The 13028-nt window shown below is 50.5% G+C and carries 10 protein-coding genes and 1 pseudogene; 6 read left to right on the top strand and 5 right to left on the bottom strand.

Features of this window, described 5'->3' with window-relative positions:
* Positions 1–485: 485 nt before the first annotated feature.
* The 3 genes and pseudogenes from AC286M_RS29945 (at position 486) to AC286M_RS29935 (ending at position 2887) form a co-directional block, all read left to right on the top strand.
* A pseudogene (locus AC286M_RS29945) lies at positions 486–1917 on the top strand (form I ribulose bisphosphate carboxylase large subunit).
* Between the two features lie 137 nt (positions 1918–2054).
* Positions 2055–2474 carry a RuBisCO chaperone RbcX gene (rcbX, locus tag AC286M_RS29940; RefSeq protein ID WP_488207865.1) on the top strand — a complete coding sequence of 140 codons (420 nt, stop codon included), beginning with the start codon at positions 2055–2057 and terminating at the stop codon, positions 2472–2474.
* Positions 2475–2545: 71 nt separating this feature from the next.
* Complete coding sequence (locus tag AC286M_RS29935; protein ID WP_488207864.1) at positions 2546–2887, top strand: ribulose bisphosphate carboxylase small subunit; 342 nt, start codon at positions 2546–2548, stop codon at positions 2885–2887.
* Between the two features lie 324 nt (positions 2888–3211).
* On the opposite strand, the gene AC286M_RS29930 is transcribed toward AC286M_RS29935, so the two are convergent.
* Positions 3212–4831: a glycosyltransferase family 39 protein gene (locus AC286M_RS29930; RefSeq protein WP_488207863.1), complete on the bottom strand. Its 1620-nt coding sequence runs from the start codon at positions 4829–4831 to the stop codon at positions 3212–3214.
* Positions 4832–5223: 392 nt separating this feature from the next.
* Positions 5224–6750, bottom strand: a complete 1527-nt coding sequence (locus AC286M_RS29925) for an FAD-dependent oxidoreductase (RefSeq protein WP_488207862.1) — start codon at positions 6748–6750, stop codon at positions 5224–5226.
* Positions 6751–7026: 276 nt separating this feature from the next.
* Between AC286M_RS29925 and AC286M_RS29920 the strand changes: the two genes are divergently transcribed.
* The gene (locus AC286M_RS29920; RefSeq protein ID WP_488207861.1) at positions 7027–7236 is read left to right on the top strand and encodes a DUF1049 domain-containing protein; all 210 of its coding nucleotides are present in this window, start codon (positions 7027–7029) and stop codon (positions 7234–7236) included.
* 66 nt (positions 7237–7302) lie between these two features.
* Here AC286M_RS29920 and AC286M_RS29915 read toward each other — a convergent pair whose 3' ends face one another.
* Together AC286M_RS29915 and AC286M_RS29910 are read right to left on the bottom strand one after the other, a co-directional pair.
* Positions 7303–7995, bottom strand: a complete 693-nt coding sequence (locus AC286M_RS29915) for a hypothetical protein (protein WP_488207860.1) — start codon at positions 7993–7995, stop codon at positions 7303–7305.
* 12 nt (positions 7996–8007) lie between these two features.
* The gene (locus AC286M_RS29910; protein ID WP_488207859.1) at positions 8008–10236 is read right to left on the bottom strand and encodes a protein kinase domain-containing protein; all 2229 of its coding nucleotides are present in this window, start codon (positions 10234–10236) and stop codon (positions 8008–8010) included.
* Positions 10237–10535: 299 nt separating this feature from the next.
* On the opposite strand from AC286M_RS29910, the gene AC286M_RS29905 reads away from it, so the two are divergent.
* Positions 10536–10901 (top strand): VOC family protein, encoded by a 366-nt coding sequence (locus tag AC286M_RS29905; RefSeq protein ID WP_488207858.1) that lies wholly within the window; start codon positions 10536–10538, stop codon positions 10899–10901.
* A gap of 110 nt (positions 10902–11011) precedes the next feature.
* Here AC286M_RS29905 and AC286M_RS29900 read toward each other — a convergent pair whose 3' ends face one another.
* Positions 11012–11470, bottom strand: a complete 459-nt coding sequence (locus AC286M_RS29900) for a GatB/YqeY domain-containing protein (protein WP_488207857.1) — start codon at positions 11468–11470, stop codon at positions 11012–11014.
* A 284-nt stretch (positions 11471–11754) separates the two neighbouring features.
* Here AC286M_RS29900 and AC286M_RS29895 point away from each other — a divergent pair, with 284 nt between their 5' ends.
* Positions 11755–12747 (top strand): ribose-phosphate pyrophosphokinase, encoded by a 993-nt coding sequence (locus AC286M_RS29895; protein WP_488208872.1) that lies wholly within the window; start codon positions 11755–11757, stop codon positions 12745–12747.
* The last annotated feature ends 281 nt before the right edge of the window (positions 12748–13028 follow it).

The following is a 13028-nucleotide window of genomic DNA, read 5'->3' as shown; positions in this document are numbered from 1 at the left end:
GCAAGTCAAGAGTATAAATGCTCAAAATCTGAAATCCTGAATCTACTTGACGTAGATGTAGTGTCGCCGTCCTATCATGTGGCGAGACATAGTTGTCGCTTAAGCAATAATTCGAAATATAAAGTAAAGCTTTAACGCAATCTTCAATAAAGAAAAGTTATTTATCGATAAAGATCTTCTGAAATTTAACTTATCAAATCCTTGGTAGTATTCTTTAGGAAATCGATTAGTAAAGCACACCTTTAGGCGCAAGCGATTTCTATTTAAGGAATGCTTTAGCTTCAAGTTGAGTTTAGGTAGCGATTTACCGACGACCATCGGAAACAGCATCAAGGCAGAAGCGTTTGAAGCTGGCTTGGTAAGCGGATTGCTCGCATACAAGTCTGGGTCGATTTCAAAAAACGGAGGAGGGAGTGTCGCTGTGTCACTTCGTTTTCCGCTCAATCTTGTCAAGATTGCAGTGATTCACAGGTATTAGGGGAGCTATGTCTTACTCTCAAACAAAAACTCAGTCTGCCGCTGGATATCAGGCTGGGGTTAAGGATTATAAACTAACGTATTACACGCCAGACTACACACCGAAGGATACCGACGTCCTCGCTGCATTTCGGATGACCCCCCAGCCTGGGGTACCTCCCGAAGAGTGTGCAGCAGCGGTAGCAGCAGAATCTTCAACTGGAACCTGGACAACCGTATGGACTGACCTCCTGACCGACATGGATCGGTACAAAGGTCGTTGTTACGACATTGAGCCGGTTCCCGGTGAAGACAACCAATACATCTGCTATGTTGCTTATCCTCTCGACCTATTCGAGGAAGGCTCTGTTACCAACCTGCTGACTTCTCTGGTAGGTAACGTGTTTGGTTTTAAGGCTCTGCGTGCTCTTCGTCTGGAAGACCTGCGGATTCCTGTCGCTTATTTGAAGACCTTCCAAGGTTCATCCGCACGGTATTACCGTTGAGCGGGATAAGATCAACAAGTATGGTCGTCCACTGCTCGGCTGTACGATTAAGCCCAAGCTGGGTCTGTCTGCGAAGAACTATGGTCGCGCAGTATATGAGTGTCTGCGTGGTGGTCTAGACTTCACCAAGGACGACGAGAACATTAATTCCCAGCCGTTCCAGCGCTGGCGCGATCGCTTCTTGTTTGTTGCTGACGCTATTCATAAGGCTCAAGCAGAAACGGGCGAAATCAAAGGTCACTACCTAAACGTTACCGCTGCAACCTGCGAAGAAATGCTGAAGCGGGCTGAGTTCGCCAAAGAACTTGAAATGCCTATCATCATGCATGACTTCTTGACCGCTGGTTTCACCGCTAACACTACTCTGTCTCACTGGTGTCGTGACAACGGCGTTCTGTTGCACATTCACCGAGCAATGCACGCGGTAATCGACCGTCAGAAGAACCACGGTATTCACTTCCGCGTACTGTCCAAGTGTCTGCGGATGTCCGGTGGTGACCACATCCACACCGGAACCGTTGTCGGTAAGCTAGAAGGTGACCGGGCTGGTACTCTCGGCTTCGTTGACCTACTGCGTGAGAACTACATCGAGCAAGACAAGTCTCGTGGTATCTACTTCACCCAAGACTGGGCTTCCATGGGTGGTGTAATGGCTGTGGCTTCCGGTGGTATCCACGTGTGGCACATGCCTGCACTCGTTGAAATTTTCGGTGATGACTCCGTTCTCCAGTTTGGTGGTGGTACCTTGGGTCACCCCTGGGGTAACGCGCCGGGTGCAACCGCTAACCGGGTTGCTCTGGAAGCTTGTGTACAGGCACGGAACGAAGGTCGCAACTTGGCTCGCGAAGGTGGCGACATCATCCGCGAAGCTGCTAAGTGGTGCCCTGAACTGGCCGTTGCTTGTGAGCTTTGGAAGGAAATCAAGTTCGAATTTGATACGGTCGACACGATCTAGATATCTGTGTTCCTTGACATCATGTGTGCGATCGCAGATTAAATTTGAGAGTATTCCAATTTAGTTGACCGATCGCCCACTGATGTTGTGGCTCAGTCACAGCGGAGCAGACTATCTAAGGACACTTCCCTACATCGATGAACCTCAAGAGCGTCGCCAAAGAAACCGCCAAAGTCTTATCAAGCTATTTGACTTATCAGGCGCTGAAAACGGTCGTCAATCAGCTGCGAGAAACGAATCCCCCACTGTCGATTTGGCTACATGGGTTTTCGCCATCGGGTAAGCTCCAAGACGGAGAACTTTATCTGGAAGAGTTGTTGAGTGCCAACCCGGAACTCGCGTTTCGGATCATGACGGTACGACAGCATCTCGCAGAAGAAATTGCTGAATATTTACCAGAAATGGTGCAAACGGGTATTCAGCAAGCCAATATTGAACACCGTAGACGCCATTTAGAGCGCATAACGCAGTTGGGAACGTCTTCCTCTGTTCCGGAATCCGAGCAGCTTAGTTCAGATTCATCGGTGTCTGAGACAGATTCTGAATCTTCCGAATGATCCTGCTTTCGGCTAATGCCAGTAAAAAATTAGCCCGTACATTACGCAGTTTTGAGTTTATTGAGGAAACCATGAGAACTCTGCCTAAAGAGCGCCGCTTCGAAACAATGTCTTATCTGCCACCGCTAACGGATGCGCAGATCGCAAAACAAATCCAGTACATTGTTGATAAGGGTTTCATTCCTGCTGTTGAATTCAACGCAGAATCTAATCCTGAAGAGTACTACTGGACGATGTGGAAGCTACCTTTGTTCAACGCAAACAGCGTTCAAGAGGTACTGGATGAAGTCCGAGCTTGCCGCTCCGAGTATGGCGACAACTACATCCGGGTTGTTGGCTTCGACAACATCAAGCAGTGCCAAGTTGCTTGTTTCATCGTACACAAGCCTAATCAGAGCACTTATCGTTACTAAGGGTTTATTCCTTACAGCGATTTAGGTACATTTTTTTCATAGCTGATAGGGGAGATGCCGAGCATCTCCCCTATTTTTTCGCACCTATAGCGGTTCTAGATAAGAACGAGAGAGGAGAGTGCCTCAGCATGAGGCACTCTCCTCTCTCGTTTTCTCACTCTTAACTGGAATCACTATACGTTCTTGCTTTCGTTGAAATGAGGCTTGATATGCCTCTGCTTGGTACACCTCCAACCGAAAAGCCGGGGCTGAATTGCACGCAGCACCCGGCTTTTGGGTTAGGGGATTGATTCGGTTAGGGGCAAATTAGGGAGTTGATCAGGCTTACTTTGCGATCGCTCGGTAGACTTCAATTGGTGAGAATTCTTGGCTGGTAAACGTTAGGTGTTCTGCGATCGCAAAATCTGGGCCTAGGGTTTGTTCAAAAATTTGATTGATGCCGTCTTCATCGTTGCAAAAAATCCAGCAGGCTAGCCAAACTGTGTCAGGTGGTGCCGCTTGTTTTCCCGCTAAGCTGGCTTGAATGCTTTGCGGGTCAATCTGACTAGAGCCGTCTGCCGTTACTACACGCTCAATTAAGTGAGCTGGAACTGGGCCATTGTAATAGCGAAAGAAAGACTGCTTCGCTAATGCCGCAATGGAATAGTAATCGATAACGTCACTCACCCGTTCGTGCTGTTCAATGTAGGCAGTCGCGCCCTGCCAGTCATTGCGATAGAGCGTGGTGTAGTAGTCCCGTAAGCTAGCTGATGTGACAATCAGGCAAACCGCTGCAACTGCGATCGCAACTGGGCGTCGCCAGTGCCACATCACCATTAAGCCCATGGCCAGCAGTAGTAGCAAGTAAGGTGCAACAAACATTAGATAGCGCGGTGACCACACCGAAACTTGCAGACAGGACACGATGAACATAAAGAAGGTGGGTAGACCAGCCCAAGTCGCTAACCAGACCAGAAGTTGTGTGGGATGACGAACGATGGCTGCGATTGCAACAAACAACAAGCCCCAAATCATCAGCGTCGCTAAACCGCTGAGCAGCAAAATGGGTAAATGGCTTTGCACCAGCTGCGTCACGGCTGTCCAATTATCAATAGTGCTTTTGCTCGATTCTAGTAAGTAGCGCAGCGGCCAATACACTGTTAGCTGCGTCATCATACTCGCTGTGTGAATCAGACTGATACTTTCGTCGTCTGCGCTTTGATCTTCGACAAAATCCTCAATGCCACCGCCCACCGTCAGTGAAAATAGAATTGGGGCTAATAATAAGCCCAACACCGCAAATCCCACGCCACAAACGGTCAGCCATCGTCGCTGGCGGCGAAACGTCCAGCCAGCCAAGGCAGTATCCGCCATTAAGATCAAAAAATTATTGGGATTAGACAAAATGAGGCCAGTCCGCGCCAATATCCACCAACCCCAGTGCTTGTAATTTGGGTGTTGCATCATCCGAGCTAGGGCCAGCGTTCCAGCCAAACTGAGGCATGGAATTAAGCTGTACATCCGAATTTCTTGCGCATGGTGGATAAAGATGGGCGCAACCGTCATCAGAACAGCGGCTATGTAGCCAACTGCTTGACTAATCAGCAGTTTACCTAAGCGGTAAGTGAGAAAAACGCTGACAACACCCAATAAAGCAGATAGCGTTCTTAACCACGCATCGCTCTGACCAAACTGCATCCAGAACTGCAAGAGTGCGTAGTACAACGGCCGACGATAGGGCAGCGTCCATTCAAATGTTTCTGCATCCCGCAGGCTGAGCATTTCGTCAATCCAGACGCTCTCTGTGCCAATTTGGTAAAACCGCAGCAGCGCCGCTAAGCCCAAAATGCCTAGGATCAAGATTGTGCTGCGATTAGCCCGTTGACCAACAAGCCAAGGAAACCGTCCAGCAACAGACTTTGTTACTGAGGTAATAGGTGTACTAAAAACAGGCGGACTTTCCATACTGTTACCGTTTGGGAGGTGAAAAGACCAATTTTGGGAGGTGAGCCCTGCTCAAAATCAAGCTGCTCAAGATCATATTTTGTCCTTCGGTAAATACTGATTTATCTTTTTTGCCTCTACGAAAAATTGCTGATTAAGGACACTAATTTAAAGATTTAGCAAACAGCCTGCCCTGTGTTGGATGACAAAAATTGATGATAATGCTGCAAGAGTACGCCAAGCCCATACCGAACATCTCACCTGTGCGTAAATTATCGACAGAAAGCAGAAAAAAGGTACAGAATCAACTGCGATCGCAACTGACCCTGTACCTTTTGAGCTGGAACCCAGTTTGTAGCTGTCTGAATTCCGTCCGAGTTACCACACTATCGGTAAAGACCCACTAAACACCGTTATTGCGCTACTGGATTGCGCTGCTTCAGCTTATTAACCGCTGGGCCATGCAAAATCTCACCGTCGCAGCTAAAGCGTGAACCGTGGCAGGGGCAGTCCCAGCTTTTCTCGGCCTCGTTCCAGTCCACGATGCAGCCCAAGTGGGGACAGACGGCAGAAACCATGTGCAGTTCGCCCGCTTCATCCCGATAGGCGGCAACGCGATTGCCGTCAGCGGTGGTCACTTTCGCTTCGCCACGCTCCAGTTTTTGGGGGCTATCGAATAGTCCTTTAATGCGATCGCCGATCCAGTGGGTTCCCACCTCCAGATTTTGCTTGAGCGATTCTTTGGTGACGAAGGGCGTGGGCCGCGTAGCGTCATACAGTTCAGCCCAAGGATTTTCAACGCCCTGAACCAAGTCCGACAGCAGCATGGCAGACATAAATGACTTGCTCATGCCCCAGAGACTGAATCCGGTGGCGACATAAGTGTGGTTGCTGGTTGGCGTTAACTTGCCGATGTAGGGCAGTTTATCAAAGGAAATATAGTCCTGAGTTGACCAGAAGTATTCAGGCGTTACGCCGTAGTACTGCTGCATATCCTGGGCCAGCTTCTGGTAACACTCGTCTGTACTGCTGACTTCACCGACCTTATGGCCTTCACCCCCCATGAGGAGCAGCGTACCGCCATCCTCCAGCGGTGTCGTGCGCAGGGAACGATAGCTTTGGCCCGTGCCGATAAACATGCCGCCCGGATCTTGATCGGGATTGATGCGGCCACCGATGATGTAAGACCGTTTGGGATAGGTTTTGGCAAAGAACAAGCCCTGATCCAAGATCGGCAAATTCGTGGTCACGATGACATCTTGCGCAACTACAGTTGGCCCGTTTTCGGTGATGACGCGACAGGGTTCTTCGCCTTTGACGGTGCAAACGCGGGTATTTTGGAAGACATGGCTGCCGTTACCGGGAATCTTGGCCGCCAGATTGAGAATGAATTTGCGGGGATGGAACTGGGCCTGATTGCTGAACTTGACGGCTCCAACAACATCAAACGGCAAAGAAGGCAGGTCTTTCACAAAACTGGCAGGCAAGCCCAGCTTTTGGGCCGCTGCTACTTCGGCTTCGATTTTGTTGAGCTGATCGGTTGAACGAGCATAGGTAAAGGTATCTTTACGCATGAAATCGCAGTCGATTTGCTCATCCTGCACAAAGTCAGCTAGTCGATCAATTCCAGCCTGATTTGATTCTGCATAAAGGCGAGCTTTTTCTTCGCCAATGCTGTCAACTAACTGGGCGTAGATAAGCTGATGCAGTGAGGTGACTTTCGCTGTGGTGTGACCCGAAACTCCAGCGGCGATTTGGTTGGCTTCTAGTAACGCAACGGTTTTACCCGCTTGCTTCAGCAATTTAGCGGTTGTGACTCCGACTAAACCAGCCCCAACAATGGCAACATCGACTGAGATATTTTCAGTGAGTGTGGGATAAGTAGTATCAAGAGTAGATGTAATCCAATAGGATGGATGAACTTCAGGTAGTTGAGTCATGATGATACAGCGATTTCATAAATTTATAAGAACAATGCATCTATCTAATGCAATGAGCGCTGTAATCCTCATCCGTCTATAGTTTGAGCACTTATATAGAAGGTGAAAATCTCAGTCTATTGGACTAGCGGGTTCGCTTATAGTCGTTGTCATTTGGATTAGGATGTTGCACATTTCAACGTTTAAACGTTCGAACGTTCTAAACGTTGAAACGTTGGACTACTTGGCTGCTGCTATACAATAGAACTTCACGATACATACAATTCGCTGGTCATTATGGCTCGCTTAATTCTTACCGCTGTATTTGCCGTTGGGGTGGCTGCGATCGCAATTATCGCCGCCCAGAACGGTACGCCAGTTTCGGTTAACTTTCTGTTTTTTCAATCTGTAGCGATTCCGTTTGGCGTCACGCTAGCTTTCTATGCGGCGGCAGGGCTGATTGGGACAACGCTGTTTCTGTACCTGTGGGAGTTGGCAGGGCGATAACGTTTCATTCTGAAATCGAGAAGAGGCATGTTGCCGCAGCACTGCGATAACATGCCTCTTCTCGGTTTATTTTTGATAATCGCCGAGCCAGTCAGACTGGGGCTTGAGTAGGGTTGGCAGCAGTTTGAAGAATGAGACGGCTGGGTTTTGGCGTTTGGCGATTTGCTTTTGTCGCCAGGCGCGTTCCTTGAGTCGAATCCAAACATCTTCGGGTGTGGCCTGATCCTGTACGACCAAGTTCAAGTCGGAGATGAGCTGCGATCGCAACTGCATGTGCATTTCAATTAGCTGCGTTGGGGCAGCGCTAGGACGAGAGAGCCACGGCTGATGATCGAGCTGAATTTGGGGCGTGATTAGGGTTGGCCGTTCGGTAGTGGTAAGAATTAGCCAGTCATCGTTGAGCAAACTGAGGATGGTGCAGGTCGGAATGTGGCTGGTGTTCTCGCTGGGTAGCGCTTGCGCCAGTAACACCCAGTACTGTTGCTCAGGATGCTGGAGCAGTCGCACGAAGGCAGGCATAAACTCGCCAACGGTGGCGCTCATCTGACCGTCCATGCGGTGAGCACAGCCTAAATCTTGAAACTCCTGACCGTAGGGGATGAGGCGATCTAGATTCAGCAGCGGCACATCATTGGGAGAGTGGATTGGCTCGACTTCTAGTCCAGCCGGAACCGCCTGCATGGTCTTCTGCCAGCGCATGATGGCGAGTAAAACCAGAACTGCGATCGCAACCAGCCCATAAATCAACCATCGATCCATGACGCACCCATCCTACTTATCCACTTCGACCCGCAGTTTATAGTCAAATGCATCATCTGAGCGCGACACCACCACAATCTCATAGACGCCGCTTTGGGATAAATCGCCTGACCAATCGTAGTCGTCGCTGTCTTCCTGTAAGGGATCAGCTTCCTCCAAGCGGGGCGGGTAGATCGACAGCAGCGCCTCATCATCGGGAGCATCCAGCCGCACCTTCAGGTCTTGCTCTTCCGACAGTTCCACTGTATAAACCTTGCCTTCTCCCGGTCGCAACTGGCGCTCAACCGTGCGGTCGTCTTTGTCATCCAGCTTGATGTCTTCCAAGGCATCCCCATCGCGAAAACCGCGCAGCCGATCAAAGGCCATCCCGTGCCACACTTGCCCCATCGGTGTGTCGAGCAGTGCTCCACCAGCTAGTTCATCGGCAAAGTCCGGAAAGCGCTCTTTGAATGCCGCGTCAGTCAAATCGTAGAGGGCGCGACCGCTGACATTGTGATCGGTTCTCGCCTCGGTTTCCCACTGGTCGCGATCGCTACTGTCATAGCTTCCTAAACTCTGCCGCGCTTCACTGCTGAGCGCATCGTCGATCTGCTTCAGCGCGTCAGTTGCCGTGTCGTCCCAACGCTTGCGCCAAACCTCATCGGCGGCAGAACTGGTTAGCTGCACCCCTTCTTTTTCCGGATACTGCCTGAAAAAGAGCTGATTGGTAATCGTGTTCAGGATGCCTTCACTCACCTCTAATCGCTCGCGTCGCTGGCGCAGTTCCGCTTTGCGGGCCCGTTCCGCTGGAGAATAGGTTGGCTCATTGGTCTCCGGTTCCGCACTGGGGCTAGGTGTAGGTTGATCCGGCGGATCTGAACTAACCGCAACAGGCGGCGTAAACAGGCTAGATGTCGGTTCCCAGGCCGTCACCAACCACCACACCAGCCAAATTGACCAGGCTGTCCCAGTCAGCAGCAGGACAAATAAGATGACCTGCCCAATTGCCCGACTAGAGGGTGCGATCCGTCGCTGAGGTCGCGATCTCAAACCGGAGTTGGGTGCGATCGCAGCCAGTGATCCCCCTGATGAATAAACCACAGACTGGAGCGGATCGGCCTGAGAGCGAGACTTGGATTTTGCCTTTGGTTTGCGGGGCTCCGCTTTCACTGCGGCTTGTCGCACCTGACGGGGCGCACGTGGACTCACCGCGACGGTTGCCTGTCCAGTCATCGAGGAAGAGGTCGCCGGAGCCGGCACAGGTAGGGGTGGAATTGAACGGGCGGGGGACTCAACTCCATTGGCGGTTGCTGGCCAGCCTAAGGCCTGCATGACGTTCATTGCCGACGAATAGCGATCACTGGGCCGAAAGGCTAGCATTCGATCTAGCACTTGGCTCAGACGAGGACTGACCTGTACCAGTCGTCGCCAATGCCAGGTCACCGTATGCGGATCGTATAGGCTCAGCGGTTCCTGTCCAGTCAGCAGCACCAGGGCTGTCACGGCCAGCGCATACAAATCGGAAGATGGCGTCACTTCCCCAGACTGCATTTGCTCATCGGGCGCATAGCCAGCTTTACCGAGGCGGGTAGGAGCGGCAGCATGAGCGTGCGATCGCAACTGCTGTTCTACTTGAGCAGCAATTTGCTTGACGCCACCAAAGTCAATCAGGACAGGCAAATTGTCTGTATCTCGCAGAATCAAGTTATCCGGCGCGATGTCCCGATGAATCACCCGTAGATTGTGCAGATACTGCAACACGGGCAGCAACTGGCGGAACAGATCAAGAATTTCATCTTCGGTAAACGTCCGCTTTTCGCGCTGGCGCTGCTGCAAAATTTCGCGATAGGTGGGGCCTGGAATATAGTCTTGTACGAGATACAGCGTGGCGTCTTGATCTTGCCCAACCCGCAGCAGCTCGCGAAATCGGGGAATCTGATCGTGCTGAAGCTGATACAATACCCCCGCTTCCCGCTGAAACAGTTCCTCTGCTTTGCGCAGCGCGTCAGCGTCATGAACCAGCGGCACAAACTCTTTCAGAACGCATTTTTCTTCAAACCGATTAAGGTCTTCGGCCAAATAGGTGCGGCCAAAACCGCCCTGCCCCAACAAGTGCAGCACTCGATACCGCATGCCCAAAATAGTCTGAGCCGAAGGATCAGAGCCAGTCGCTGGCTCCGTCAGGGCTTCCCCACAAAAGCGGCAAAAGCGGCTACCCGATGGGTTTTCATGGTATTGGGAGCAGTAGAGAGGATCGGTCATGCCGACAGGGAAAAGCTCAACAGTTGTTTAGGATTGTAGTCGATGGCACCCTAATCAGCTTAGCAAGGTGTGCGATATTGAATCTGTAGGCAACGCAGTTTCCAGCTCAAGAAATCAGCCCTATCAGCCTTTTTCGGTGCGATCGCACATCAAGTATTTGTTTCCTGACAGCTTTCTTACAGAATAAGTTTTATGGCTGTCGCCATTTGGGTTAAGACATGTACGCATTAGAACGTTCCAACGTTCCAACGTTTTCAAAATTTGTCAACGACCCAACCAACATGACTTAGGAGAAACCCATGCCCCTGATTCAGCCTTTGCACACTGCCCTGCTGGTTGCCAATGTCGATCGCGCTGAAGCATTCTATGGTGGTGTTTTGGGTCTAGCTAAAGTGGATCGACCGCTATCCTATGCGGGGGCGTGGTATCAGCTCGGAGACTATCAAATTCACCTGATTGAGGATTCGACCTACACAACAGCACCCCACAATACGGCAAAATGGGGCCGCAATCCTCATATTGCCTTTGGAGTCAATGATTTGGATGCGATTAAATCATTGCTGGTACAGAAGGGTTATCCCATGCAGCTCAGCGCATCGGGACGAGCCGCAGTGTTTACCCAAGATCCCGATGGACATGTGATTGAACTGAGCCAGATTGCGTGAGACTTAGCGAATTCACTAGAGCGTGGCTCTAAAACCACTGTCTGGCTGAAGGGGCCGAGCTGAGCCATTCGCCCCCATCAGGCACATAAAAGCACGACTAGAACTACACCCTAAGCACCGAGCTTTTGCTTAACGATATCCTGCACGACTTTGCCATCAGCACGCCCTTTCAGCTTTTGCATGGCAGGCCCCATCACCTTGCCCATATCTTTCACAGAACTGGCACCTGTTTCGGCCATGATTTCGTCAATTACTGCACTAATCTCGTCTTCAGAGAGCTGCTTGGGCAGATACTCCTCAATAATTGCCAATTCCTGCGCCTCGGCTTCAGCTAGATCCTCGCGCCCCGCCTGCTGATACTGAGCGATCGAATCGCGGCGCTGCTTCGCCAACTGGGACAGCACTTCCAATTCCTGTGTTTCAGTCAGCTCTTCCTGACCCGATGGCCGAACGCTGACTTCTTTCTCCAACAGTACCTTTTTGATGCTGCGCACTGTTTCTAGGCGTACTTTGTCTTTACTTTTCATGGCAGTTTTAATATCTGCCGTAATCTGATCCTTTAAACTCATAATGCTCTCTTTCCTCGCAAACCTATCGAAATCGATAACTGCGATCGCAGAAAATCGGAAGTGCGATCGCAAATGTGTACTGATGAAACGTCAGAACTCGCTCAAATAAGAGATGTAATCATCGCCTAAATTTTGTTATAAAACACTAAGTTAAAAAATTGCGATTGTAGCGTGACGCACCACTCTACGGCCGCCCTAATCATAAATCAATACCGCATAAACCCTTAGATAAAGATTTAGACCCAAATGATAAGATTGCGTTGACCGCGTTTCGAGGGCTTGCTGTGATCCACTCCGCGACTCTAACTCTTCAGCCACCACTGCCTCATATCTCAGAAAATAATCGCTTAAGGTTGTTTTCGGGATCAGCCAATGTTCCTTTAGCACAGGAAGTTGCTCGTTACCTCGGTATGGATCTAGGGCCGATGGTGCGGAAGCGATTTGCTGACGGTGAACTCTACGTTCAAATCCAAGAATCAATTCGGGGTTGTGATGTTTATCTAATTCAACCCACTTGCCATCCGGTTAACGATAACCTGATGGAGCTGTTGATCATGATCGATGCCTGTCGGCGAGCATCAGCCCGGCAGATTACAGCCGTCATACCTTACTACGGTTATGCCCGCGCCGACCGGAAAACGGCAGGTCGGGAATCCATTACGGCTAAATTAGTCGCCAACCTGATTACCCAAGGCGGAGCGGGTCGCATTTTGGCAATGGATTTGCACTCCGCCCAAATCCAGGGTTATTTCGATATTCCCTTCGACCATGTATATGGCTCTCCCGTCATCCTAGACTACATCGCCAGTAAAAACCTATCAGACATTGTTGTTGTCTCGCCGGACGTTGGTGGGGTGGCCCGCGCCCGCGCCTTTGCCAAAAAGCTCAACGATGCTCCTTTGGCCATCATCGATAAGCGGCGGCAAGCTCACAACGTAGCAGAAGTCTTTAACGTGATTGGTGATGTCGCAGGCAAAACTGCCGTCCTCGTAGACGACATGATCGACACCGCCGGGACAATCTGTGAAGGCGCTAAGCTGCTACGGGAAGAGGGAGCCCGTCAGGTATATGCTTGCGCAACTCACGCGGTCTTTTCTCCGCCTGCGATTGAGCGGCTGTCTAGCGGCCTCTTTGAAGAAGTGATTGTCACCAATACTATTCCTATTCCGGAAGCTCGTCGCTTTGATCAGCTAACGGTGCTATCGGTCGCCAACCTGCTGGGTGAAACCATCTGGCGAATCCACGAAGACAGCTCTGTGAGCAGCATGTTCCGCTAGACAACAAAACTGACAATTCATGCAATTAAACAGTGGTGGGGTGGCTTGGCTGTCTCACCACTGTTGTTTTCGGATGCAAAATTTCCGGTGACAGTACTGCTCATTGGAACTGTGGCTGTAGACCCAACTTTTAGCACTCATTACTCCAGCACGTGGAAGTAAGCCACAGCACTCAGTACTTCCTGCTCATGCCTGTACGTTTTAGCACTGATGAAAATTGAGTTTGGGCTTGCCACTGCTGCAATTGATGGGGCATGGCAAGCAAAAAAAATCCCCGAAGA

The organism is Thainema salinarum CENA647 (genome assembly GCF_057732415.1).
This window is presented reverse-complemented; position numbering and strand designations above follow the sequence as displayed.

Coding starts and splice junctions, on each gene's coding strand:
- rcbX (WP_488207865.1), top strand. CDS start 2,055: ATGAACCTCAAGAGCGTCGCCAAAGAAACCGCCAAAGTCTTATCAAGC.
- AC286M_RS29935 (WP_488207864.1), top strand. CDS start 2,546: ATGAGAACTCTGCCTAAAGAGCGCCGCTTCGAAACAATGTCTTATCTG.
- AC286M_RS29930 (WP_488207863.1), bottom strand. CDS start 4,831: ATGGAAAGTCCGCCTGTTTTTAGTACACCTATTACCTCAGTAACAAAG.
- AC286M_RS29925 (WP_488207862.1), bottom strand. CDS start 6,750: ATGACTCAACTACCTGAAGTTCATCCATCCTATTGGATTACATCTACT.
- AC286M_RS29920 (WP_488207861.1), top strand. CDS start 7,027: ATGGCTCGCTTAATTCTTACCGCTGTATTTGCCGTTGGGGTGGCTGCG.
- AC286M_RS29915 (WP_488207860.1), bottom strand. CDS start 7,995: ATGGATCGATGGTTGATTTATGGGCTGGTTGCGATCGCAGTTCTGGTT.
- AC286M_RS29910 (WP_488207859.1), bottom strand. CDS start 10,236: ATGACCGATCCTCTCTACTGCTCCCAATACCATGAAAACCCATCGGGT.
- AC286M_RS29905 (WP_488207858.1), top strand. CDS start 10,536: ATGCCCCTGATTCAGCCTTTGCACACTGCCCTGCTGGTTGCCAATGTC.
- AC286M_RS29900 (WP_488207857.1), bottom strand. CDS start 11,470: ATGAGTTTAAAGGATCAGATTACGGCAGATATTAAAACTGCCATGAAA.